Origin of the sequence: Falsirhodobacter deserti (assembly GCF_004015795.1) — a bacterium.
GTDB classification, from domain to species: domain Bacteria; phylum Pseudomonadota; class Alphaproteobacteria; order Rhodobacterales; family Rhodobacteraceae; genus Falsirhodobacter; species Falsirhodobacter deserti.
The window spans coordinates 1344570-1368651 of sequence record NZ_ML137218.1; the positions used below are offsets into that span (position 1 = coordinate 1344570).

At 61.9% G+C, this 24082-nt stretch carries 26 protein-coding genes, 1 tRNA gene and 1 pseudogene; 17 read left to right on the forward strand and 11 right to left on the reverse strand.

Annotated features, from left to right (window positions below; genetic code table 11):
• Nucleotides 1–35: 35 nt before the first annotated feature.
• The 5 genes from JX25_RS06725 to JX25_RS06745 all read right to left on the reverse strand — a co-directional run bounded on the left by JX25_RS06725 (nt 36) and on the right by JX25_RS06745 (nt 3388).
• Nucleotides 36–401, reverse strand: coding sequence for a hypothetical protein (locus tag JX25_RS06725; RefSeq protein ID WP_128254281.1), 366 nt, complete (start codon nt 399–401; stop codon nt 36–38).
• 132 nt (nt 402–533) lie between these two features.
• On the reverse strand, nt 534–1157 hold the full coding sequence (locus JX25_RS06730) for a hypothetical protein (protein ID WP_128254282.1): 624 nt from the start codon (nt 1155–1157) through the stop codon (nt 534–536).
• A gap of 523 nt (nt 1158–1680) precedes the next feature.
• Nucleotides 1681–2771, reverse strand: a protein-coding gene (locus tag JX25_RS06735) for an IS3 family transposase (RefSeq protein WP_128254283.1) whose coding sequence is annotated in 2 segments (ribosomal slippage) — nt 1681–2513 and nt 2513–2771 — 1092 coding nt in all. Because the reading frame shifts where the segments join, the coding sequence is not laid out codon by codon here.
• 69 nt (nt 2772–2840) lie between these two features.
• A complete protein-coding gene (locus JX25_RS15350) occupies nt 2841–2987 on the reverse strand; it encodes an integrase core domain-containing protein (protein WP_421780370.1) in 147 nt (48 codons plus the stop codon).
• 95 nt (nt 2988–3082) lie between these two features.
• Nucleotides 3083–3388, reverse strand: coding sequence for a DUF1153 domain-containing protein (locus tag JX25_RS06745; protein ID WP_241557870.1), 306 nt, complete (start codon nt 3386–3388; stop codon nt 3083–3085).
• Between the two features lie 176 nt (nt 3389–3564).
• Between JX25_RS06745 and JX25_RS06750 the strand changes: the two genes are divergently transcribed.
• Both JX25_RS06750 and JX25_RS06755 read left to right on the forward strand, forming a co-directional pair.
• Nucleotides 3565–4470 (forward strand): DUF6492 family protein, encoded by a 906-nt coding sequence (locus JX25_RS06750; protein ID WP_128254285.1) that lies wholly within the window; start codon nt 3565–3567, stop codon nt 4468–4470.
• A gap of 129 nt (nt 4471–4599) precedes the next feature.
• Nucleotides 4600–5469, forward strand: a pseudogene (locus tag JX25_RS06755) (IS481 family transposase); the annotation flags it as partial.
• Nucleotides 5470–5642: 173 nt separating this feature from the next.
• Here the strand turns inward: JX25_RS06755 and JX25_RS06760 are convergent.
• The 4 genes from JX25_RS06760 to pdxH all read right to left on the reverse strand — a co-directional run bounded on the left by JX25_RS06760 (nt 5643) and on the right by pdxH (nt 7496).
• Nucleotides 5643–5719, reverse strand: a tRNA-Pro gene (locus JX25_RS06760).
• Between the two features lie 43 nt (nt 5720–5762).
• Nucleotides 5763–6236 carry a DUF192 domain-containing protein gene (locus tag JX25_RS06765; protein WP_128254287.1) on the reverse strand — a complete coding sequence of 158 codons (474 nt, stop codon included), beginning with the start codon at nt 6234–6236 and terminating at the stop codon, nt 5763–5765.
• Entirely contained in the window at nt 6236–6766 is a 531-nt protein-coding gene (locus JX25_RS06770) for a cold-shock protein (RefSeq protein ID WP_421780795.1), read from the reverse strand. The genes JX25_RS06765 and JX25_RS06770 overlap by 1 nt, the downstream gene beginning before the upstream one ends.
• Nucleotides 6767–6896: 130 nt before the next feature.
• A complete protein-coding gene (gene pdxH / locus JX25_RS06775) occupies nt 6897–7496 on the reverse strand; it encodes a pyridoxamine 5'-phosphate oxidase (RefSeq protein WP_128254288.1) in 600 nt (199 codons plus the stop codon).
• A 132-nt stretch (nt 7497–7628) separates the two neighbouring features.
• Between pdxH and fabI the strand changes: the two genes are divergently transcribed.
• The 13 genes from fabI (at nt 7629) to JX25_RS06840 (ending at nt 21057) form a co-directional block, all read left to right on the forward strand.
• A complete protein-coding gene (gene fabI, locus JX25_RS06780) occupies nt 7629–8438 on the forward strand; it encodes an enoyl-ACP reductase FabI (protein WP_128254289.1) in 810 nt (269 codons plus the stop codon).
• Between the two features lie 81 nt (nt 8439–8519).
• On the forward strand, nt 8520–9026 hold the full coding sequence (gene gpt / locus JX25_RS06785) for a xanthine phosphoribosyltransferase (RefSeq protein ID WP_128254290.1): 507 nt from the start codon (nt 8520–8522) through the stop codon (nt 9024–9026).
• Nucleotides 9027–9103: 77 nt separating this feature from the next.
• Nucleotides 9104–10954, forward strand: coding sequence for a peptidyl-prolyl cis-trans isomerase (locus JX25_RS06790; RefSeq protein ID WP_128254291.1), 1851 nt, complete (start codon nt 9104–9106; stop codon nt 10952–10954).
• A gap of 2 nt (nt 10955–10956) precedes the next feature.
• The gene (gene trpE, locus JX25_RS06795; protein ID WP_128254292.1) at nt 10957–12462 is read left to right on the forward strand and encodes an anthranilate synthase component I; all 1506 of its coding nucleotides are present in this window, start codon (nt 10957–10959) and stop codon (nt 12460–12462) included.
• 218 nt (nt 12463–12680) lie between these two features.
• Complete coding sequence (locus JX25_RS06800) at nt 12681–13268, forward strand: anthranilate synthase component II (protein ID WP_128254293.1); 588 nt, start codon at nt 12681–12683, stop codon at nt 13266–13268.
• Nucleotides 13265–14284: an anthranilate phosphoribosyltransferase gene (gene trpD, locus JX25_RS06805; RefSeq protein ID WP_128254294.1), complete on the forward strand. Its 1020-nt coding sequence runs from the start codon at nt 13265–13267 to the stop codon at nt 14282–14284. The genes JX25_RS06800 and trpD overlap by 4 nt, the downstream gene beginning before the upstream one ends.
• A complete protein-coding gene (gene trpC / locus JX25_RS06810; RefSeq protein WP_128254295.1) occupies nt 14281–15060 on the forward strand; it encodes an indole-3-glycerol phosphate synthase TrpC in 780 nt (259 codons plus the stop codon). Before trpD ends, trpC begins: the two co-directional genes overlap by 4 nt.
• Nucleotides 15060–15527 (forward strand): cyclic pyranopterin monophosphate synthase MoaC, encoded by a 468-nt coding sequence (moaC, locus tag JX25_RS06815; protein ID WP_128254296.1) that lies wholly within the window; start codon nt 15060–15062, stop codon nt 15525–15527. Before trpC ends, moaC begins: the two co-directional genes overlap by 1 nt.
• Complete coding sequence (locus tag JX25_RS06820) at nt 15524–16684, forward strand: molybdopterin molybdotransferase MoeA (protein WP_128254297.1); 1161 nt, start codon at nt 15524–15526, stop codon at nt 16682–16684. Before moaC ends, JX25_RS06820 begins: the two co-directional genes overlap by 4 nt.
• Nucleotides 16685–16724: 40 nt before the next feature.
• A complete protein-coding gene (locus JX25_RS06825) occupies nt 16725–17795 on the forward strand; it encodes an ABC transporter ATP-binding protein (protein ID WP_128254298.1) in 1071 nt (356 codons plus the stop codon).
• A complete protein-coding gene (locus tag JX25_RS06830) occupies nt 17792–18373 on the forward strand; it encodes a histidine phosphatase family protein (RefSeq protein WP_128254299.1) in 582 nt (193 codons plus the stop codon). Before JX25_RS06825 ends, JX25_RS06830 begins: the two co-directional genes overlap by 4 nt.
• 16 nt (nt 18374–18389) lie before the next feature.
• A complete protein-coding gene (locus tag JX25_RS06835; protein WP_128254300.1) occupies nt 18390–19373 on the forward strand; it encodes an ABC transporter substrate-binding protein in 984 nt (327 codons plus the stop codon).
• Nucleotides 19366–21057 carry an ABC transporter permease gene (locus JX25_RS06840; protein ID WP_128254301.1) on the forward strand — a complete coding sequence of 564 codons (1692 nt, stop codon included), beginning with the start codon at nt 19366–19368 and terminating at the stop codon, nt 21055–21057. The genes JX25_RS06835 and JX25_RS06840 overlap by 8 nt, the downstream gene beginning before the upstream one ends.
• Nucleotides 21058–21181: 124 nt before the next feature.
• On the opposite strand, the gene JX25_RS06845 is transcribed toward JX25_RS06840, so the two are convergent.
• Entirely contained in the window at nt 21182–21817 is a 636-nt protein-coding gene (locus tag JX25_RS06845) for a DUF1045 domain-containing protein (RefSeq protein ID WP_338323024.1), read from the reverse strand.
• Nucleotides 21818–21903: 86 nt separating this feature from the next.
• On the opposite strand from JX25_RS06845, the gene JX25_RS06850 reads away from it, so the two are divergent.
• Nucleotides 21904–23025: an alpha-D-ribose 1-methylphosphonate 5-triphosphate diphosphatase gene (locus JX25_RS06850; RefSeq protein WP_128254303.1), complete on the forward strand. Its 1122-nt coding sequence runs from the start codon at nt 21904–21906 to the stop codon at nt 23023–23025.
• On the opposite strand, the gene JX25_RS06855 is transcribed toward JX25_RS06850, so the two are convergent.
• Nucleotides 23022–23735 (reverse strand): M48 family metallopeptidase, encoded by a 714-nt coding sequence (locus tag JX25_RS06855; protein ID WP_128254304.1) that lies wholly within the window; start codon nt 23733–23735, stop codon nt 23022–23024. The two genes, JX25_RS06850 and JX25_RS06855, sit on opposite strands and share 4 nt — an antisense overlap.
• 98 nt (nt 23736–23833) lie before the next feature.
• Here JX25_RS06855 and JX25_RS06860 point away from each other — a divergent pair, with 98 nt between their 5' ends.
• On the forward strand, nt 23834–24070 hold the full coding sequence (locus tag JX25_RS06860) for a hypothetical protein (protein WP_128254305.1): 237 nt from the start codon (nt 23834–23836) through the stop codon (nt 24068–24070).
• Nucleotides 24071–24082: the final 12 nt, after the last annotated feature.

Sequence of the window (24082 nt, forward strand, 5' to 3'; positions counted from 1 at the left end):
TGTTCTTCTGTCTCACTGCGGATAGACCAGCAGGCTTACTTTGATCTGTAGGCGCCGCGAGCGACATCAATGGTTCGACGCACCGGACGGGTGACTTTCCAGAAAAAGCTGTTCATCAGACCGTTGTAGCGTTCTTCCGCCTCGGCCAGTTCCTGTTTCAGCCGATCCCTCTCCGCAGAAAGCTCATTAGCTTCCGACGTCAACTTCAGATTCGCGGCCTTTAAGCGTGCCAGCTCCGACCGGATCTTCGGTTCGTCCGCTAAAAGCTGCTCGTGAGCGGAAGTCAGCATCGCCAGCTCCTCAAAGCGCTCACTCACATCGGCAACCAGCCTCAGCTTTTCATGTTCGGCCGAGACCAGCTTCCCAAGATCTCGAGCAGGCTCGTCGTGATCAGCTATCATTAGATGTTTTCCCGTCTGCATCAACTAATGGAAATCGTAGGTAAATAAGCTTTTGGAACAAACCGATCACAGCTTCAGAGCCGGTCGCTCCCGGAGCTGTCATCTAGCTTAGCAACCGCGTGTCACATCAGGTCAAAACCTCGACAGTATCTTTGCAACCTCGGCTTCATCAACGATTGCGAAGGATGACGCGTGGCGGGTCTGAACCGCCGACTTTCCTTGTAGAACTGAAAGATTGGCCCCGTTGTTTATGACGTAAACAGCTCCCGGGAAGGGAACAGCTTGGATCGGCCTTCCGATCTCCTGAAACGCTTCAGGAATTTTGCCGTGAACGCGCAGAGCCTCGAAACAAGCGGAACGCACATCATCCGATGGGAAATCTTCCGGTGAAAACCAGACAGCAGCGCAACTACCGCAGGATTTATAGAACGGGCGTTTGTTCTCCGGCGACATGAGAGCAAGGTGTCCTTCAGCCTCATTGAGAACATAGCCGCTGGTAAGAAAGTAACCATTCCTGTTATCATCACGACGGATGTATTCGACCATATCCTGATCAATCAGATCATCCGCATCAAGAATGAAGAAATAGAACCCCTCCGGATATTTCTCGGCAGCCCGCCGCACAGCAGCTTTCCGTTTCAGCGTCTTGTCCAGACTGCCGGCATCAGGGCTTTCAGGTTTTGGGAAAGAGACAGACTCCCAGATGATCCGGTCATCAGATTCAAAAGTCGGTTCATCGTGACCGGCGATGATCACGCAGAAGTCCTGATCCTCCTGTCGAAGCAAAGACTGTAGCGTTTTCGAAAGGTTTTTGTTAATGCGGACCCACTCGATGTCGTCGCCCTTTGCCTTGAGGGGTATCCCGAAGACGACAGGAGCGTTTAGCGACTTTCTCGGTTCTAACTCAGAAGCTATCATCATACTACTTCCGTCCTCCTGCTAAACTACCCCGTAGTCCGAGAGCTAATTTCGTGAGGCTACTATGAGCATCGCAATTGCTGAAATCCAAGCTCATCCAGATGATGTGGGTCTCGCTACCTCAAGTATCCATAATCTTTTCTGCCGGACCATGCCCGGACGCACGCCCTCTACCATGGCGCGTGAAGCTGAGGAAGCGCTACTTTGGAACGCGGATCTAATCCGGTATGGCTATGAAACGTCAAGACGCGTCTAGGCATATCTCTGACGTTCGTCGCCGTAGCTGAAACTTGAGGCGACCCTGACAGACCGAAGCAGTATTGGTAATCCTCCCTGTTTCAACGGGGTTTGGCCGTAGAACTCAGGCAGCCATTTTCAGTTTCTGTGCGGGTGTTATGCCGCCGATGCCCATGTTGGGTCGCTCGTTGTTGCAAGTCCATAGCCAGTCGGTTGCGATGCTTTGTGCCTCTGCAATGGTTTCAGGGATGTAGAGGTCCAGCCATTCGTGCCGGACGGTGCGGTTATAGCGTTCCACATAAGCGTTCTGCTGCGGCTTGCCTGGCTGGATGTGGTTCAGCGCAATACCCTGCTTCGCGGCCCAGATCGCCAACAACGTCGAGCTGACGTATCCCGGGCCGTTGTCGACCCTGATCGCGGTGGGTTTGCCGAGCCATTCGATGATCTGGTTGAGCGCCCGCACGACCCGCTCGGCGGGCAGCGATAGGTGGATCTCGATGCCCAGGCCTTCGCGGTTGAAGTTATCCAGGACGTTCAGCAGCCGGAACTGGCGACCATCGGCGGGACGATCGGCCATGAAGTCCATGGACCAGACAAGGTTCGGCGCTTCCGGAACGGTAAGCAGGTCCGGCTTGTCCCGTTTGATCCGCCGCCTTGGCTTGATCCGAAGGTTCAATTCCAGCTCGCAGTAGATCCGACGCACCCGCTTGTGGTTCCAGACATGCCCGCGGACATTACGCAGATACAGGAAGCACAGGCCGAAACCCCAGGTTCGGTGCGCCTTGGTCAGGCCCTCGAGAAGATCCGCGATGATCTCGTTCTCGGCACAGCGCCTCGGGCTGTAGCGAAAGCAGGTCTCGCTGACACCGAACGTTCGGCAGGCCAGCGCAATGCTGACCCCCTTCTTCGCCACCGCCCTCGCGGCCAACTCGCGGCGTTGAGCTGGCCGCGTCACGTTTTTCCAAGAGCTTTCTTGAGCAGATCCGCCTGCATGCTGAGGTCCGCAAACATGCGCTTGAGCCGCCGGTTCTCGTCTTCCAATGCCTTCATCTGGCTCATCATGGAGGCATCCATGCCGCCATACTTCGCGCGCCATTTGTAAAAGCTCGCGCTGCTGATCCCATCCTCGCGACACAGCTCCGGCACAGCGACGACGCCCTCGGCCTGGCGCAGCACCGCCATGATCTGCGGCTCGGTAAATCGGGTCTTCCTCATTCGAATCTCCTCAGCTCACGCTACGAGAAAATTCTACTGCCGCATCTCCTTAACCATTGGGAGGATTACCTATTGACCCAGCTGAATCTGCTCAGGGTACGCTGCTGCTTTGAATGCCTCGGCTGGTGTCTGCATGGCAAGGGCCTGATGCGGGCGGCGCGTGTAGTAGAACTGGACCCAGCCGGCGATGGCGCGGGCGGCGTGCTGAATGCTCACGAAGCGGTGGCGGTGAACGCACTGCTCTTTCAGCGTCCGAAGCGCTCGACTATGCCGTTATCCGGCATGATACGGATGATGCTCTTAGCCCCGGATCATGCATAGTCCTCCCGCTCCACGAGTGCCGCCAGCTTCTTCCGCGCGCGCAGCTCCAGCATGGCTTCGCCATAGGCCTCCTGCAGGACGCGGAGCTGCTTCTCGTATTCCTGCCGGACATCGAGCGGGTTCGCCCGCAGCGCATTTTCCATGCCTCGACGGGCATCATCGACCCAACCCTCGATCTCGCATGGAGAAAGGTCGTAGCTGCGGCTGGCTTCCACCACCGTCGCCTTGCCCTGAATGATCTCGATGATCAGCGCTGATTTGCGCTTGGCCGTCCACCGTTTGACGACGTCTTCCAATGGCCCACTTATCGCTACGTTTTACTTCTTATAGCGTGAGCAGATTTTCACCAGGTCAATACAAAGCAGATGAACTGCCACCTTGAAGTCTCGCGGGAGCTCTGTATCCTGTCCCATCGCGCCCAGTCGCCGAGAGATATTCGAAGTTCATGTAAAATTTTCAGGTACGGGCTAGGATGACATTCTCACTTGCAACAGTAGTTTACAAAGCCGATTTGAAACTTTGGCTACTACAGGCAAAATCTATAGATAAATATGTGCCGGAGGATATTCTAGGCGAGATCCTCGTGATCATCAATGAAAGTTGTGATGAAGCGGCTGCGCATGTTCAATCTTTCATCTCTGACAACCTCGGAAAATTAGGCACTCACGCAAATAAGACCCGCGTAATAGATGGCCGTTCCCTGCTGCTCGATACATGCGACATAGAAGGATGGAGAACCCAGCAGATCCTCAAGTTGCGTAGTTACAAAGCGTTGGCAGGCAAAAACATCGTCATTACTGATTCAAAGAACCATTTTATCCGCCCTATAATGGCAGGAGATTTCTTCTCAATCGAAGACGACAAGCCTAGGACATACACCCGTATCAGACGCGACGGGCAGACGCAGCACAAGTGGTTGCGGGACAGTTTGAGCTGCGTGAATGTCTCTAGAGAATATCTTAAAATGCCTGCGACTCCAACAACCACTCCCTTCCCGATAACTAGAGATGTACTCGAAGATCTTGAAGCTCTGATCTCTACAAAGTTCGGGTCATTTGAACATCTTTTCTCCGACAAAAGCTGCTATGCAACAGAGTTCCTGATGATAAGTAGCTTCGTATACAAAAAGTTCGGAAGTTTGGATACTTACTTCTGTGAGGATTTGGTGCCCCCGATAACGTTGTTCAATAAGGTGCCTGACACTGCGCGGGCTCTTGAACTAATCCAAGATGCCAAAGTCGGGAAGAGTCATACCTTTTCAATACATTCCAAAAGGATAGCCAAAATAAATCCTGAGGAAAGGGATGCGATTATCGACCTTTGGCAAGAGTTAGAACTCGTCTCTGACACAGAGATAGAGATGATCTTTTCAAATTAGGCTCCAGCCATTCACTTCAGAGCCAAACAGAACGGTTGCCAGAGAATCTGGCGGCGGCGGGCACGCACCTAGTTGTTTGATCCCATGGTTTGATGGTGCGATCCTTTCTTTGGAATGGAAGGATGCTCTATGGGACAAATTCGTCACGGCAGCGCCACGACCACGCACGCTGTCCGAGCTGCAATACAACGATCGCAAGCTTCGCTCGCGACGCTGAGCCGGGAGCTCGGCATCAACCCCAAGACGGTCGCGAAGTGGCGCAGGCGAGCTACGGTCGAGGATCTCAAGACGGGGCCGAAGGAGCCACGTTCGACGATCCTGACGGAGGCTGAGGAGGCGGCGATTGTCGCGTTTCGACGGCACACGCTGCTACCGCTTGACGACTGCCTCTACACCCTGCAGCCATCGATCCCACATCTGACACGCTCAGGGCTGCATCGGTGCCTTCAGCGCCATGGCATCTCTCGCTTGCCTGACGTGGAAGGCGACAAGCCGAAGCGGTCGAAATTCAAACGCTACCCCATCGGCTTCTTTCACATCGATATTGCCGAAGTTCAGACCGCTGAGGGCAAGCTATTTCTGTTCGTCGGCATCGACCGCACGAGCAAGTTCGCCGTGACGCACCTCGTCGACAAGGCGGACAGGAAGACAGCTTGGGAGTTCTTGCAGCACATGCTCGAAGCCGTGCCGTATCAGGTCCACACTGTCCTCACAGACAACGGCATCCAGTTCGCAGAGCAACCCCGAAACCGGAACACCATCTACTCCAGGCCCATGCGTTTCGACATGATCTGCGAGGCCAACGGGATTGAACATCGTCTGACAAAGCCCAACCACCCTTGGACGAATGGGCAGGTTGAGCGGATGAATAGAACAATCAAGGACGCGACCGTCAAACGCTTCCATTACGACAGCCATGACCAGCTCCGCGCCCACCTCGCCGACTTCATGGCGGCCTACAACTTCGCGCGCAGGCTCAAGACCCTCAGCGGCCTCACCGATTAGGTCTCCTTGCGGAGCCTAAATTATGCAAAGCGCTCAAAAACAATGGGTCTGGAGCCTAAAGATACGCCGGCATGACGGACAGCCTCGCAGAGAAGCTGGAAGAGGCCGAACGGCGAACAAAGGCTGTAAAAGGAAGTGTAAAACGCCCCCCCAAGGGTGCTAAGCGCTGGTCGGGGCGATAGGATTCGAACCTACGACCTACGGTACCCAAAACCGTCGCGCTACCAGGCTGCGCTACGCCCCGAACCGCCGTGTTCCTAACCCAGCGATGGCGGGAAGGAAAGCAGTTATTCTGCGCAGGGCCAGCTTGCAGTATCTTGGTCCTGCGACGGGTGGCGCATGACGCTGCCTTCGGTGATCCCCAGGCGCGCGGCAAGGCCGCCATTGATCTCCAACACCGTCAGGATATCCTCGCCGCCGGGAATTAATGTATCATCCAATGGCTGTGCATTGGCATGAACGGAACGGACTTCGCCCTGCGCATTCATGAAGATCATGTCCAGCGGAATCAGGGTATTGCGCATCCAGAAGCTTACAGCCTGCGGATAGTCATAGATGAACAGCATTCCGGCCGACCGTGGAAGCGTTTCACGATGCATCAGCCCTTGTGCACGTTCAGCCGCGTCATCTGCAATCTCCACGGCAAAGCGGATGGTCCCTTGCTCGGTGCGAAGCTCGACCTGATCGGCGCGGCAGGCCGCATGTCCCGCGATGGGCAGCGGTCCAAGAACAAGAAGAAGGGCAACAATGCCGGCTTTCATCACGCCCCCCGCACAGCCTCGTCCCAAGCCATAAGCTGGACGGCCATCCGCCCGCGCTTGCCATCCGCAATGCGCAGCACCACCGCCTCTCCCGGCGCGATATCGGCAAGGCCGGCCGCGCGCAGCACCTCCACGTGAACGAAAACGTCGTCCGGCTTGCCGAAGACATTGGCAAAGCCGAAGCCTTTCGCACGATCGAACCACTTGATGCGTGCCGGCTCCATCGGTAGGGCCTCCACTGTCTCGGCATCAAGCGTCAGTTCACCTTCGCCCCGAATGATCGAGGGCAGTTCGGGCTTGGCGATTCCGACAACCTCCACCGCCTGAACGCCGCGATCGGTCTTCTGGACGCGAACGGAGATGCCCGTCCCGTCGGCAACCGTGCTTTGGCCGAAGTTACGCAACACATTGGCATGCAGAAGGATATCCTGCGAAACGACATCGCTTACCACGAAACCAAAACCTCGCAGAGGGTCGAACCACTTCACCCGCCCCTCCACGACGGTCTGTCCCTCCTCCAACTCGCTCAACGTCAGCACAACATACCGCCCCGATGTTTCCGTTATCCGGGGCCTTGTCCGCCCTTCCAAAGGCGGTTGCAAGGGCGGATGACACCCATAGTGTTAATTTCAACCCTGGATTTAGCAAACTAACCGTAGTTCAGGGATTGAGCCGCCTCACGCTCCATTTTTCATCGTCCCGCGTCCAGCAAAAGCGGTCATGCAGTCGGAAGGCACCATCGGCCCAGAACTCGATCTGGGTCGGAATGATCCGGATCCCGCCCCAGAATGGCGGGCGCGGCGGATTGCCTATGAAACGCGCTGTCACCTTCGCAACCTCGGTCATCAGGGCGGCCCGGCTTTCCAGCGGCTGGCTTTGCCTTGATGCCCACGCACCCAGCCGGCTCTGCAACGACCGGGATGCATAATACGCATCCGCCTGCTCCCCCTCCACGCGGCTGGCATGTCCGCGTACGCGGATCTGGCGGCGCAGCGATTTCCAGTGCATCACGAAGGCAACCTTGCCAGTCTGGGCGATCTGCTGCCCTTTGGCACTGTCATAATTGGTATAGAAGACGAACGCGTCGGCCTCGATCTCTTTCAGCAGCACCATCCGCACATCGGGCATCCCGCCGGCATCGACCGAGGCGAGCGCTATGGCATTGGGATCATTCGGCTCCCGCGGCTCCGCCTCAGCCAGCCATGCCCTTGCTATGGCAAACGGGTCCTGCCCCGCGAAGATGCCCGTACGTTCGTCCATGGATATCCCCGACCGTTGCATATCCGTCGAACCGTAGGGGAAGAAGAACAAAACGCAAGGGCAGCGACTTGAAGCGCGACAAAACATCGCCTACACCCGCCAGATAAAGAATAACGTGGCGAGGGAAGCCGGATGAACGGATTGCTGGCTGGAAAACGCGGCCTGATCATGGGCCTTGCAAACGACAAGTCCATCGCTTGGGGCATCGCCAAGGCCTGTGCCGATCAGGGTGCCGAGCTGGCATTCTCCTATCAAGGCGAAGCGCTCAAGAAGCGGGTCGAACCCCTTCTGGCGACCATCGGCAGCGATATCATGGTCGAATGTGACGTGGCCAGCGAAGAGTCGATGGACAACCTTTTCGCCACACTGAAGGAAAAGTGGGGCAAGCTGGACTTCGTCGTCCATGCCATCGGCTTCTCCGACAAGAGCGAACTGCGCGGCCGCTATGTCGACACGTCGCCCGCGAACTTCGCCATGACGATGAACATCTCGGTCTACAGCTTCACGGCCATCTCGCGCCGTGCGGCGGCGATGATGCCCGATGGCGGCAGCCTGCTGACGCTGACGTATTACGGGGCGGAAAAGGTGATGCCGCATTACAACGTGATGGGCATCGCGAAATCGGCGCTGGAAACGTCCGTCAAGTACATCGCCGAAGATCTTGGCAAGGACGCGATCCGCGTCAACGCCATCTCGGCCGGGCCGATCAAGACGCTGGCGGCTTCGGGCATCGGCGATTTCCGCTATATCATGAAGTGGAACGAGCTGAATTCTCCCCTTCGCCGCAACATCACCCAGGAAGAGGTTGGCAAATCCGCCCTTTACCTGCTGTCCGACCTTGCTTCGGGCGTAACGGGCGAATGCCTTCATGTGGATGCCGGATACCACGTTGTCGGCATGAAGGCGGTCGATGCGCCCGATATCGACGCGCCTCATAAGTAAAGGGGCCTATCGCCCCGCATTTGCTATCATCCCCCGCACCTTCGACATCGGAGGTGCGGATTTCATTTCGAGGAAGGCCAAATGTCACCCGAACGTCTGCCGCACGAAAAAGGCTTTCACATCAGTTGGGACCAGATCCACCGCGACTCGCGCGCGCTTGCGTGGCGGCTTGACGGGCGCGGTCCGGATGGGGGCGCATGGCGCGCCGTGGTCGGCATCACGCGCGGCGGCCTTGTTCCCGCGATGATCGTCAGCCGCGAACTGGATGTGCGCGTTGTCGACACGATCAGCGTCAAAAGCTATTCCCACCAGTCGCAGGGTGACGCCGTGATCACCAAGGCACCGCAGGCCGACCTGATGGGCGACGGCGAAGGCATCCTGATCGTCGACGATCTGGTGGACAGCGGCAAGACGCTGGAACTCGTGCGCCGCATGTACCCAAAGGCACATTTCGCCACCGTCTATGCCAAGCCTTCGGGCCGCCCGCAGGTGGATACCTTCATCACCGAGGTCAGCCAGGACACCTGGATCTTCTTCCCCTGGGACATGGCGCTGCAATACGTCCAGCCTTATCGCGGAACCGACTGACGCGCCCCCATGGTCGGCCTTGCCCCGTTGCCCGCAAGCCCTTAGGAAGGGCCGGACCATTTCTGAAGGGGACCGGCATGGCTGAAGGCAAGAAACGCGTCAACAAGGTGATGTCGGTCGCCGTGTGGATGCTGGTGGCGATGCTTATTCTTGGCCTTGGCGGCTTCGGCGTCACCAATTTCAGTACCACCGGCCAGTCCATCGCGACCGTGGGTGACGAGGATGTGGACGCCAACACCTATGCAAATGCCCTGCAGCAGCAGCTTCAGGGCATTTCGCAGCAAACGGGTCAGGCCTTCACGCTGGCGCAGGCCCGCCAGTTCGGTCTGGACGCACAGGTGCGCCAGCAGCTCATTTCCTCGGCCGCCCTTTCCAACGAGGCCAGGCGGATCGGCCTTTCCGTCGGTGACAGCGCCGTTGCGGAAGAACTGCGCCAGAACCAGTCGTTCTTCGGCACCTCCGGCCAGTTCGACCGCGACACCTATGATCTTGTGCTGCGCCAGAATGGCCTGAACCCGGCAACGTATGAGGCGGACCTGCGCGACGGCCTTGCCCGCTCCCTTCTGGTGGGGGCCGTTTCGGGCGGCTTCACGGCTCCGCAGGCCGTAACGGATGCGCTTTACGGCTATATCGCCGAACGGCGCGGCTTCTCGCTTCTGCAAGTAACCGAAGCCGATCTGGAACAACCCCTCCCCGCCCCCAGCGATGAGGATCTGCGCGCATATTACGATGCGCATTCGGCCGATTTCGCCGCGCCCGAAACGCGCCAGATCACCTACGCCGCGCTGCTGCCTGAAACCGTTGCCCCCGCCCTGCCCGTGGATGAAGCGGCGCTGCGCAACCTTTACGACCAGCGCATCGACGAATTCGTGCAGCCCGAACGCCGCTTGGTCGAACGGCTGGTTTTCCCCGATGAAGCCGCTGCCGAGGCTGCGAAGGCACGCATCGATGCAGGTGAAAGCTTCGATGCCATCGTGGCCGAACGTGGCCTGGAACTGGCCGATGCCGATCTGGGCGATGTCGCGATCGAGGATCTGGGCCCTGCCGGCGATGCCGTTTTCGCACTGGAAGAGCCGGGCGTCGTGGGTCCGCTGGACAGCACCCTCGGCCCGGCCCTGTTCCGCATGAACGGCATCCTGTCGGAGCATGAGGTTCCCTTCGAGGAGGTGCGCGACGATCTGGCCACCGAGTTCCAGTTCGACGCCGCACGCCGCGCCATTGCCGATCGCCGTGACACGCTGGACGATGTTCTGGCCGGCGGCGCCACGGTGGAGGATCTGGCAGAGCAGCCCGATGTCACCCTCGGCACGCTTGAATACAGCGAAAACAGCGACGACGTGATCGCCGGATACCCCGCCTTCCGTCAGGCTGCAGAAGATGCGCAGGAAGGCGATTTCCCCGAACTCGTCACGCTGGATGACGGCGGTCTGGTCGCGCTGCGGCTGGACGGCATCAAGCCCGCCGCCCCGGTCCCGTTCGAGGAGGCGCGCGACCGCGTGGCCGAAGCATGGCGCGCCGATGCCCTGAACCGCGCCCTTGCCGAACGCGCCGAACAGATCCGTCAGGCTGTCCAGGATGGCGCCCCGCTGGCCGATTTCGGCAACGTGAACGTGACGGAGCAAATTGCCCGGGACGGCACGATCGCCTCTGCCCCGCCCCAGACCGTGCAAACCGCGTTCAAGATGGAAGAAGGCGCGGCACAGGTCATCGAAACGCCGAACTGGGTGGGCGTGCTGCGTCTGGACAGCATCGAGACCGCAGACCAGGATGGCGAAGGCGCCCAGGCGCTGAAAGCGCAGCTTGCCGCCCAACTGGAAGGCGCGCTGGCCAACGATGCCCGCCAGCTTTACACGCAGGCGATCGCCGACAACGCCGGCGTCAGCATCAACCAGACGGTCATCGACGCCGTCCATGCGCAGATCCCGTAACCATGAAGATCATCCCTTCGTTCCACACGTTTGAGCATGGCTGGGCCGCAGGGCAAAACCAGCTGGTCTATGCCCGCATCGCCGCCGATCTGGACACGCCCGTTTCACTGATGCTGAAACTGGGAGAGGCACGGTCCGACACCTTCATGCTGGAATCCGTCACGGGCGGCGAGGTGCGCGGCCGCTATTCCATCGTTGGCCTCAAGCCGGACCTGATCTGGCGCTGCGAAGGCAGGCAGGTTGCGATCAACCGCGAGGCGCGCTTTGATCGCGACGCCTTCCGCCCGGTCGAAGCCGATCCGCTGGAAAGCCTGCGCGCGCTGATCGCGGAAAGCCGGATCGAGATGCCGGCCGATCTTCCCCCGCTTGCGGCGGGGCTGTTCGGCTATCTCGGCTATGACATGATCCGCCTGGTGGAAGACCTGCCGGACGTAAACCCCGACACCATCGGCGTGCCCGATGCGATCCTGATGCGCCCGTCGGTCGTGGCGGTGCTGGATGGCGTGAAAGGAGAGGTGACGATTGTCGCCCCTGCATGGGCAGGATCAGGCCTGTCGGCGCGCGCCGCCTATGCGCAGGCCGCCGAACGGGTGATGGACGTGCTGCGCGATCTGGACCGGACCCCCGCCGCCGCCCACACCCTGGGCGAGGCGCAGCCCCTGCCCGAGGTGACGTCGAACTTCACGCATGAAGGTTTCAAGGCGGCCGTCGAAAAGGCGAAGGATTACATCCGCGCGGGAGATATCTTCCAGGTCGTCCCCTCGCAGCGGTTCAGCCAGGCTTTCCCGCTTCCCCCGTTCGCGCTGTATCGCAGCCTTCGCCGCACGAACCCGTCGCCGTTCATGTTCTTCTTTAACCATGGCGACTTCCAGATCATCGGGGCCAGCCCCGAAATCCTCGTCCGTCTGCGCGACGGAGAGGTGACGATCCGCCCCGTCGCGGGAACCCGCAAGCGGGGCGCGACCCCGGCCGAGGATCAGGCACTGGCCGAAGATCTTCTGGCCGATCCCAAGGAACTGGCCGAACACCTGATGCTGCTGGATCTGGGCCGCAACGACGTGGGCCGCGTCGCAAAGATCGGCACGGTGAAGCCGACCGAAAAGTTCATCATCGAACGCTACAGCCACGTGATGCACATCGTGTCGAACGTGGTGGGCGAATTGGCGGAAGGCGAGGATGCGCTGTCGGCCCTGCTGGCGGGCCTTCCCGCAGGCACGGTGTCAGGGGCCCCCAAGGTCCGCGCGATGGAGATCATCGACGAGCTGGAGCCGTCGAAACGCGGCGTTTATGGCGGCGGTGTCGGCTATTTCGCCGCGAACGGAGAGATGGATTTCTGCATCGCCCTGCGCACAGCGGTTCTGAAGGACCAGATGCTGCACATCCAGTCGGGGGCCGGCATCGTCTTCGACAGCGACCCTGAAAGCGAGTATCAGGAAACGGTCAACAAGGCGCAGGCGCTGCGCCGCGCGGCCGAGGATGCGGGCCTTTTCTCGGGCAACCGCAACTAGGGCGCTTCAGGCCCGAAAAACGCGCTTGCTGCCGGTTCCGGTGCCGGCAGCGGCGTCATCTGCGACCAGATGGCCAACGCCAGAAGTCCCGCCATCATCCCGGAAAACATGCCCGCTGCCATCATCGCTTTTCCCTGCTGCCCTTGACGCCCGCCCGTTGCAAGGGCCATGTATAGCGCGACCCCTGACATGGTTCACCCCCTAACGACGGCGCCGGCATGCTTCTGCTCATCGATAACTACGACAGTTTCACCTATAACCTTGTCCATTATCTGGGGGAGCTGGGCGCGGAGGTTGTGGTGAAACGCAATGATGCGCTGGATGTGCAGGCCGCGATGGCGCTGAACCCTTCGGCGATCGTGCTGTCGCCGGGCCCGTGCGATCCGGCGCAGGCAGGCATCTGCCTTGCCCTGACCGAAGCCGCTGCCGAAACGCGAACCCCGCTGCTGGGCGTCTGCCTTGGGCATCAGACCATCGGGCAGGCCTTCGGCGGCAGGGTGGTGCGCTGCCACGAGATCGTGCACGGTAAGATGGGCACCATGCACCATTCAGAGAGGGGCATGTTCACAGGCCTGCCGAACCCGTTCCAGGCCACCCGCTATCATTCCCTGGTGGTGGAGCGTGAATCCCTGCCTGACTGCCTTGAAGTGACGGCATGGCTGGAAGACGGCACGATAATGGGCCTGAAGCATCGTGATCTGCCGATCGAAGGGGTGCAGTTCCATCCGGAAAGCATCGCCTCGGAACACGGGCACCGCATGATGCAGACCTTCCTTCAGGGCGCCAAGGTGCCGCTGGCGGCATGAGCGTTCTGAAACCGCTGATCGGCACCGCCGCGACCCGCCCCCTGACCCGTGACGAAGCCGATCAGGCGTTTGCCGCCCTGTTCGAAGGGCAGGCCACGCCCGCGCAGATGGGTGGCTTTCTGATGGCCCTGCGCACGCGCGGTGAAACGGTTGAAGAATATGCCGCCGCAGCCGCCGCGATGCGCGCGAAATGCGTGCCGGTTCGTGCACCCGAAGGGGCCATCGACATTGTCGGCACGGGCGGCGACGGCAAGGGCACGCTGAACATCTCCACCGCGACGGCTTTCGTGGTTGCAGGCGCGGGCGTGCCGGTCGCCAAGCATGGCAACCGTAACCTTTCGTCGAAGTCCGGCGCCTCGGATGCGCTGACATCGCTTGGCCTGAACGTTATGGTCGGCGCCGACGTGGTGGAAGCTTGCCTGCGCGAGATCGGGATCGGCTTCATGATGGCCCCGATGCACCATCCCGCCACGCGCCACGTGATGCCCGTGCGGATTGAACTTGGGACGCGCACGCTGTTCAACATTCTTGGTCCGCTGACCAATCCTGCAGGTGTCACCCGCCAGCTGACCGGCGCCTACACGGCCGAGCTTATCCGCCCGATGGCCGAGGTGCTGAAGCTTCTGGGTTCGCAAAAGGCATGGCTTGTTCATGGCGGCGACGGAACGGACGAACTGGCAATTTCGGCCCCATCCAAGGTTGCCGCGCTGGAAAACGGCACAATCCGCGAATTTGAGGTCGGCGCCGAAGATGCCGGCCTTCCCGCACACCCGTTCGAGGATATCATTGGGGGCGATCCCGACCACAACGCCAAAGCGCTGCGTGCCCTTCTGGACGGCGCGCCGGGCGCGTATCGCGATGCGGTGCTTCTGAACTCTGCCGCGGCACTGGTTGTGGCAGACCGCGCCACGAACCTGCCCGAAGGGGCGGACATGGCGCGCGAAAGCATCGACAGCGGCGCTGCCCGCGCAAAACTGGCGGCCCTGTCCCGCCTGACGAACGAGGTATCGGCATGAGCGTTCTGGACCGCATCAAGGCCTACAAGCTGGATCACATCGCTGCCTGCAAGGCAGCCCGACCCCTGGCCGAGGTAGAGGCAGCCGCAAAGGCCGCACCCGCCCCGCGCGGGTTTTATCGCGCCCTGACGCAGGCCCCCCGCTATGGCCTGATTGCCGAGATCAAGAAGGCCAGCCCTTCCAAAGGCCTGATCCGTCCTGATTTCGATCCGCCCGCATTGGCCCGTGCCTATGAGGCCGGCGGCGCGACCTGCCTTTCCATCCTGACCGATGGGCCCAGTTTTCAAGGCGACGACGCGTTTCTGACGGCGGCGCGGGATGCCGTCGCCTTGCCCTGCCTGCGCAAGGATTTCCTATACGACACCTATCAGGTGGCCGAAGCGCGGGCGTTGAAGGCCGATTGCATCCTGATCATCATGGCCTCGGTGTCGGACGCGCAGGCGGCCGAGCTGGAGGATGCCGCCATGCACTGGGGCATGGATGCGCTGATCGAGGTGCATGACGGTGACGAACTGGATCGTGCCCTGCGGCTGAAATCCCCTATGATCGGGATAAACAACCGCAATCTCAAGACGTTCGAAGTCACTCTTGATACGACGCGTGAACTTGCGCTGCGTGTGCCCGAGGGCCGGATGGTCATCTCGGAAAGCGGCATCTTTACGCCGCATGACATGGCCGAAATGGCAGATGTGGGCGCCCGCGCCTTCCTGATCGGCGAGAGCCTGATGCGGCAGCAGGACGTAACCGCCGCGACCCGCGCCCTGATGGAGGCCTGATGCTGACCCATTTCGACGGCAAGGGCGATGCGCACATGATCGATGTCTCGGACAAGGCTGAAACGGCGCGCGTGGCCACCGCCGAAGGGTTCGTGCGGATGACGGTGCAGACCCTTGCGCTTGTTGAGGCCGGACAGGCGAAGAAGGGCGATGTGCTGGGCGTGGCGCGACTTGCCGGGATCATGGGCGCGAAGAAGACGGCAGACCTGATCCCGCTTTGCCATCCGCTGCCCATCACGAAGGTTGCGATGGATCTGGTGGCCGATCCCGCCCTGCCGGGCGTTCGGATCACCGCCACCGTCCGCACGTCTGGCCGGACCGGCGTGGAGATGGAGGCGCTGACAGCCGTCTCCACCGCCGCCCTTACGATTTACGACATGCTGAAAGCAGCGGAGAAGAGCATGGAGATCGGCGGCATCCGCATTACCCTGAAGGACGGCGGCAAATCGGGACGGTACGAAGCATGATCTCTGTTTCCGAAGCACTGGAACTGGTTCTGGGCCTTGCCTGCCAAATGGACACCGAACGCCTGCCGCTGGCGCAGGCTTCGGGGCGCGTTCTTGCGCGCGAGGTTGCGGCACGGCGGGATCAGCCGCCATTCGATGCTTCGGCGATGGACGGCTATGCCGTGGCGGGGAACCCGCGTGTGGGCGATGTGCTGCGCCTTGTCGGCGAGGCGAAGGCCGGTCACGCCTTTCCGCAGCAGGTGGGGCCGGATCAGGCAGTGCGCATTTCCACCGGCGCGCCGGTGCCCAAGGGCACCGACCGGATCGTCATTCAGGAGAACACCGTTCGTGACGGCGACCGCATTGCCATCACGCAGGCTTCGGATTCGCTCCATATCCGCCGTCGCGGTCAGGATTTCGCCGCAGGTCAGAGTTTCGCACCGCGCCGCCTGCGCCCTGCCGATCTTGGCCTTCTTGCAGCCATGGACGTGCCGGAGGTGGAGGTGTTCCGCCGCCCCGACGTCGCCATCATTTCCACCGGCGACGAACTTGCGATGCCCGGCGCCGCGATGCGGGACGACCAGATCCCCTCCTCCAACGCCTTCGCGCTGAAGGCGCTGATCGAAGAGGAAGGCGGGCGTGGGCGCATTCTTCCCATCGCAAAGGATGACGCGGAAAGCCTGCGCGCAACCTTCGCGCTGGCCGCAGGGGCGAACCTGATCGTTACGATCGGCGGCGCATCGGTCGGTGATCACGATCTGGTCGGTGCCGTCGCAGCAGAACTCGGGATGCAGCAGGCTTTCCACAAGATCGCCATGCGTCCCGGCAAGCCACTGATGGCGGGGCGGCTGGGTGCGGTGCCGATGCTGGGGCTGCCGGGCAATCCCGTTTCTTCCTATGTCTGTGCGCAGCTGTTCCTGCTGCCGATGCTGCGGGCGATGACGGGCCGGGCGGCGCAGGCACCGCGGATGCAGGCGGCGTTGGCCGAACCGGTGCCGGCCAACGGCCCCCGCACGCATTTCATGCGCGGCGTGGTGGAGGGCGGACGCATCACCCCCTTCGCCGAGCAGGATTCGTCGCTTCTGCTGCGGCTGAGCGAGGCGAACGCCCTGCTGATCCGCCCCGAAAACGATGCCGCACGCGCCGAGGGCGACATCGTGAGCTATCTGCCGATCTGACCGTCATACCCGCGTCACCTTCCTGCAATAAGGACCGCGCATGGCCAAGATCGCGCTTTCCGACGTCACCCTCCGCTTCGGCGCAACCGCCGCTGTTGACGGGGTTTCCTTTACCATTCCTTCGGGTGCGTTCTTTGCGCTTCTGGGCCCGTCAGGCTGTGGCAAGACCACGCTGCTGCGCCTGCTTGCGGGGCTGGAAAAACCCGATGCGGGGCGTATTGCCATCGGCGGGCGCACGGTCGTGGATGACACCACTTTTGTTGATCCGGGCGCACGTGGGTTGGGAATGGTCTTCCAGTCCTATGCCCTGTGGCCGCATATGACGGTGGCGGGCAACATCGCGTTCGGGCTGAAGATGCACCGCGTTCCTTCGGCAGATCGTGCCCGCCGCGTGGCCGAGGCGCTGGAGGTTGTCGGCCTGTCGCATCTGGCAAGCCGCAAACCGCACGAGCTTTCGGGCGGGCAACGGCAGCGCGTGGCGCTGGCGCGATCGCTGGCGGTGCGTCCTGCCCTGATCCTGCTGGACGAACCGCTGGCCAACCTTGATGCGCATCTGCGCCAGTCGATGCTGGCCGAATTCCGACGCATCCACGCCGAAACCCGCGCCACCTTTGTTTTTGTGACGCATGACCAGAACGAAGCGATGGCCGTCGCCACGCATGTGGGCGTGATGAATGCTGGTCGGCTGGAACAGATCGACACGCCCGAGGCGCTGTTCGACCGGCCCGCCACACCGATGGTTGCCCGCTTCGTCGGCCATGGCCGAACGCTGCCGGTTCACGTTTCGGATGGCGCTGTTCACCTGCCCCGCGGCACGATCCGCCTGCCGGGGGATGTGTCCGACGGGGCGGCGTGGCTTTGCCTGCGCCCGCGGGATCTTTCGGTTTCGGCCGATGGCCCGCTGACGGGCCGCGTTGTGGACCGCCGGATGGAGAACGGGATGTTCATCCTGTCCGTCCTGCCCGAGGGGTTGGGCGACACGCTTCTGGACGTGCCGCACACAACCTCTGTCCCGTCGGGTACGTTGGTGGGGCTGCAGATACGCTCTGGCTGGCTGCTTCCGCGGGAAGGCGGGGCAGCGGCATCCATGGCCGCGACCGTTTCCGCATGATACCGCTTCTGCAACAGCCCTTCTGGTTTCTGCGCCACGGGCAGACTGCCTCCAACGCTGCAGGGACCATCGGCGGCGCGACGGATCTGCCGCTGACCGACGAAGGTCGTGCCCAGGCCGAAGCGGCGGCAGCGGTGGCGCGCGATCTGCCCATCGCCTCGATCTGGTGCTCTCCGCTGCAACGCGCACAGGAAACCGCAGCCCCCATCGCGCGGCAGGCGGGCTTGCCCGTCAGGCTTCTGCCCGGCCTTCAGGAACGCAACTGGGGCATATGGGAGGGGCAGCCGCGGGATGTTCTGGTGCGCGACGCCACCCCCGAGGGCGGCGAGGGGCCGGAAGCCTTCCGCAACCGTGTCCGCGCGGCATTGACCGCCATCACAGGCCCCTTCCCCGTTCTGATCGTTGGCCATTCCGGCACCGCGCGGGAAATACATGCCCTGCTTTCGGATGGCCCGTTCCGACGCCCCACGAATGGAGAGCTTTCGGTTTGGCAGAAAGATCCGGACGCGCTTTGGAAAAACCGGATGCTGTCACCAAAGGGTTGCAATGCAGCCGTAAAAGCGCCGGAAATGCTTTGAACACAGGAAGATGACGATGCTCCGCACAATCGCCCTCGGGCTCATGGGTGCCACCGCGCTGACTGGCGCTGCCTTTGCACAGGCTTCGGGCACGATCACGGTTTACACCTCGCAGCCGACCGACCAGATGGACGCTGTCGTGCAGGCGTTCAACCAGGACCACCCAGAGATCGAGGTCGAGATCTTCCGCTCCGGCACGACGGAACTGATGTCGAAGCTGCAGGCCGAATTCACGGCAGGATCCACCCCGGCCGATCTGGTGCTGATCGCCGATGCGGTGGCGATGACGCAACTGAAGAACGACGACCGCCTTCTGCCCTACGAAGATGCCGCGACCGATGGCATCCCCGCCGCACTGATCGATCCCGATCATACATTCTTCGGCACCAAGCTTCTGACCACCGGCATCATCTACAACACCGATCTGGTGACGGAAGCGCCGACCAGCTGGCACGATCTGGAAGCGCCGGAAGCTGCCGCACAAACCATCATGCCGTCGCCGCTTTATTCCGGCGCCGCCGTGATCCACGTCGGCACCATCGTTCAGCAGCCCGGCCTTGGCTGGGAGTATTACGAAACGCTGGCCGAGAACGGCGCTGTCGCGGGTCAGGGCAACGGCACGGTGCTGGAAGCCGTGGCGCGGGGCGAAAAGGCCTATGGCATGATCGTGGACTTCATGGCGCTGAACGCCAAGAAGGAAGGCTCCCCCGTCGATTTCGCCTTCCCCGAGGAAGGCGTGTCCACCATCACGCAGCCCATCGCCATCCTGAAGGACAGCGACAATGCCGAAGCCGCGAAGGTGTTCGTGGATTGGCAGCTTGGCCGCGCGGCGCAGGAACAGTCCGTCACGCAGGGATACTTCCCGATCCTCGAAGGCGTGCAGCAGCCCGAAGGCTATCCCGATCCGGCAACGCTGAAGATCATGGAAGCCGATCCGGCCGTCATGCTGAAAGAAGACCAGGCGATGAAGCAGGAGTTTTCCGATCTCTTCGGTGGCTGACAAGGTTGCGGGACGCGCAAGATGGGGTGGCCAGCATCTGCTGGCCGCCCTTGTCATCATTTACGTGGTGGCAATCGGGCTTTGGCCGCTTGCGCGCCTGTTCCTGACGGCATTTGCGCCGGGGGATGAAGGGCAAGTCCTTGGGCTGATGCGCGACACCCTCGACAGCCGCGCCACGGGCCGCGCCGTCCGGAACACGCTGGAAGCCTCGGGGATCTCCGTTCTCATCTCGGTCGTGGCGGGAACGTTGCTGGCGCTGCTGGTCGGATGCCTTGATCTTCGCGGCCGCGTGGCGATGACCTTCCTGATCCTCTCGCCGCTGCTGATCCCTTCCCAGATCATGGCGCTGGCGTGGATCGAGCTGCTTGGAAGCTCCTCCCCCATCCTCGGCCCGCTGGGGCTTGCACCGGAAGGCCGCAACCCGCTTTATTCCGGCGGTGGCATCGCCTTCCTCATGGGGATCGAGCATATGCCACTCGTGTTCATCGCGGTGCGTGCGACGCTTTCAACGCTGTCAGGTGACCTGGTGGAGGCGGCGCGCATCGCGGGCGCCCGCAGCGCGTCCATCATGCTGCGCGTGATCCTGCCACTTTGCCTGCCCGCCATCGCCGCGGGCGGAACGTTGGCTTTCGCCGCTGCCGTGGGCAATTTCGGCGTGCCTGCACTGCTTGGCATTCCGGGGCGGTTTTCCATGCTGACGACGCTGATCTATCAGCGTCTGAACGGCTTTGGCCCGCAGGTCATGGGGCAAGTTGCCGTTCTGGCACTAATTCTTGTTGTGATGGCCGCGGCGGCGCTGGCGCTGCGGGCGGTGGCAATGCGGCTTGCCGTGCCGGTGCCGGGCGGTCGCAGCTTTCAGCGCTTCGACATCGGGCCCGCCCGCGTGGTGATCGAAGCGGCGGTCTGGCTGGTCCTGTTTGTGGCGATGATCCTGCCGATCCTTGCGCTTCTGGGAACCGCGCTTTCACCCGCACTTGGGGTGAAGCTGTCACTCTCAAACATCTCGGTCGCGCACTTTGCCGAAACACTGGGCAACGGGACCATCCGGCGTGCGCTGGTGAATTCGCTTTCGCTGTCCTTCGCGGCGGCGGCACTGTCGGCCATCGTTGCGATCCCGCTGGTCTGGCTGGCCCATGTGGCACGGATGAAAAGCATGCGCGTGCTGGACGTGCTGGCCGATATTCCCTTCATCGTGCCGGGAACGGTGCTGGCGCTGGCGATGATCCTCGTTTTCCTGCCACCGCTGCCCCTGATCGGCATTTCGATCTATGGGACGCCTGCGATCCTTCTGCTTGCCTATCTTGCACGTTTCCTGCCGCTGGTTCTTCGCCCCGTTGCCGCTGTCGCGACCTCGGCCGAACCCGCATTGGACGAGGCGGCACGCATCTTCAACGCACCCCCCTTGGCGCGCATCATCTCTATCTTCGCGCCGATGGTAACGCCTGCCGCAATGGCCGGTGCGGTGCTGATCGTGATGACCGCCATAAACGAGCTGACGCTATCCTCGCTCCTCTGGTCCTCGGGCGCTGAAACGGTGGGCGTGATGATCTTCTCCCTGCAATACGAAGGGAACTCGACCTCTGCGGCCGCCTTGTCGGTTGTTTCGCTGGTGCTGGTCATGGCGCTGGTCATCGTTGCCGATCTGATGGGCCGCCGTGCGCCGGGCGTCCTTCCCTGGCGCTAAGCAAAGCGGGTTTGCGGTCCGCGGGCGGGCGTGGCAAGCTTCCTGCGAACGGGGCACGCCCCAGAACCCCAACAGCAGCGCGCTTCGTGGATGCCTTCGCCGCATCCCGCAAGCTGGCGTGGCACTAGATCGGAAAGCGGCGCAGCAGGTGGAACCGGCCCAGATCATCCTCGCCCATCAGGCAGATCTCGTGGATGCCGAAATCATCCGGCAGAAGCGGGGCAAGGCGCGGCTCCAGCGCCTCAGGGGCCACGTCGCAGGGACCGGTCAGCGTGATGTGAAAGCGGAACTCCTCCATCACGAAGGGATAGCCCCACTGGTCCAGCAACTCGCGCTGCCTCGGGGTCAGGCTTTCGGGCTTGCGGCGGGCGATTTCGGCCTCGGTCAGCGGGGCGCGGAAAGGGTCAAGGAAGGTCACGATCCGCGCTGCAAGATTGTTCAGCGCCGTTTGATCGCCCTGAGGCACCAGTGCAAGAAAACGCCCGATCCGCGAAATGCGCAACGGGCCGGCCCAGACGGGCGACAGGCGGCGGGAAAGATCCTCCACCGCCACCTCAAGATCCGCTTGGGGGCCGATCAGCCGGAATGGTGCCTTCAGCGTTCCGTGCAGGCCATAGCGGCGCGGCTCAGTCACAAGGGCGTCAACGGAAAGCGGGTGCGATACGCGCTTCCCCTCAACAGGGTCCCAGCCAAGCCATTCGGCACCAAAACGCGCCAGGGGCCCCGGCGGCGGCAGGTAATAGATCGCGTATCGGTTCATCTGCATTCCCCCGTCTATCGGCATTCCACGTCATTGGTGCCACAATCCATTGACGAAACAACTAGTTCCACCAAGTTGGACCACATATGACCGAGACAGTTTTCACCAATGCCACGCTGGTGCTTCAGGATGAGGTGCGCCAAGGCGCGCTGGTGATCCGCGACGGTCTGATTGCCGACCTGGGCACAGCCACGCGAAGCGGGATCGACTGCGGCGGCGACCTGATCGCGCCCGGCCTGATTGAACTGCACACCGACAATCTTGAACGTCACATCCAGCCCCGTCCCGGCGTGGACTGGCCCCATGCAGCCGCAATCGCCGCCCATGACGCCGAATTGGCAGGCTGCGGCATCACCACGGTGTTTGATGCGCTGCGTGTCGGATCTATCGCCAGCGGCGAAGGGTACAAGCGATATGCACGTGCCCTTGCAACCGAAATTCTTGCAGTGCGCCCCCACCTGCGCATCAGTCACCGCCTTCACCTGCGGGCCGAGATGTGTTCCGAAACCCTGATCGACGAGCTGGCGGAATTCGGGCCCGAGGATGACATCGGCATCGTCAGCCTGATGGATCACACGCCCGGCCAGCGCCAGTTCCGCGACATGGAAAAGTTCACGGCCTTTGTGAAGGGCAAGCGCGGCATGTCGGATGAAGCGTTCCAGCAGCACATATCCGGCCTTGCGGCCCTGCAAAGCCGGTTCGGCGCCATGCATCAGGCTGCAGCCGTTGCCGCTGCCCATCGCTGGGGCGCCGTGCTGGCCAGCCATGACGACACAACGCGGCAGCAGGTCGAGACCTCGGCCCGCCATGGCGTGCAGCTGGCCGAATTCCCCACAACGCTGGAGGCGGCAAAGGCCAATCGCGCCGCGGGTATTCACAACATCATGGGCGCACCGAACCTGATCCGCGGCGGCTCCCACTCCGGCAATGTCGCCGCGCAAGAGCTTGCGGCGGCGGGGCTGCTGGACATCATCTCGTCCGATTACGTTCCAGCGGCGCTGCTGGCTTCGGCAATGATGCTGGGCGGCGTCTGGGACGATCTGGCGCGCGGCTTCGCCACCGTCACCGCCACGCCGGCCAAGGCGCTTGGCCTGACGGATCGGGGGCGGCTGGCCCCCGGCCTGCGCGCCGACCTGATCCGCGTGGCGCGGCTTAACGGCCAGCCCCTCATGCGCGGGACATGGGTGGCCGGCCTTCGCGTGGCCTAGAATGAACGGCCCATCTGTGCCGCCTTGCGCCGCACCACCGCGATGCGGTCGGCATTGGCGGGGTGCGAGCCAAGGAACCGGTCGCCCGGGTCAGGCAAACGCTGGAAGAAGCCAAGTCCCTTCACGGGATCATAGCCTGCGGTGATGGCAATCTCGGCGCCAAGGCTGTCAGCCTCAAGCTCGTGGCTTTTGGAATAAACACGCCCACCAAGACCCGCGCCCACATCCGTCAGGGTTTCGGGGTCGATCCCCGCGATGGAGGCCGCGATGCCGCCAAGCAGCGCCCCTGCCGTGGCGCTTTGGGCCTGCCGGTCCAGATGGCCAAGAATGTGGTGCGCCGCTTCGTGGCCCATCACAAAGGCCAGTTCGTCCGTGTTGCGCGCATCGTTCACCAGCGCCGTGGTGAAACGGATGATCGGGCGCCCCCGCGAATCGCGCGACTGGTACGCGTTCGCGATATTGCCCTGCGACGTATCGATGGAGATCAGGAAGTCGCAGTTGCTCCCCCGCGTCCGCTCGCGGCACACCCGCTCCGCCACGGGTTCGATCCTTGATTGCGCCGCGTTGAACGCGGATCGCGCCGCCGAGGGGCTGAGCTTCGGCCCCGGATCGGACACCTGCATCGGCGGCCGCTGCGTCACCTCTTGCTGCGGCAACGGTTCGCATCCGGCAAGGGCAAGAGCCGTCAACACCAATCCCAGTTTGCGCATCGCATCCTCCTGTTCCGCGTTGCTGCTGGATATAGGACGCGTGCCGCCACGCCAATATTCCAGTGGCGGCCCGGCCTCATGCGTCCTAAGCTTTTCCCATGTTTACCATCGAGCACGAATTCGACGCGACGACTGTCACCCTCATCGACGAGGGAAGCCCCGATCTGCAGGAGGACGTGACCATCCACGCCTTCGATGACCAGATTACGCTGGAACAGGTTGATCCCGTCACGCATGAACCCCAGCGCATCGTCCTGTCGATGGTGCAGCTTCGCGATCTGGCAGCGGCGCTGAACCTGCCTGAAGGCAGCTATCGCGTGACACGCGGAACGTGAATTGCGCGGGAT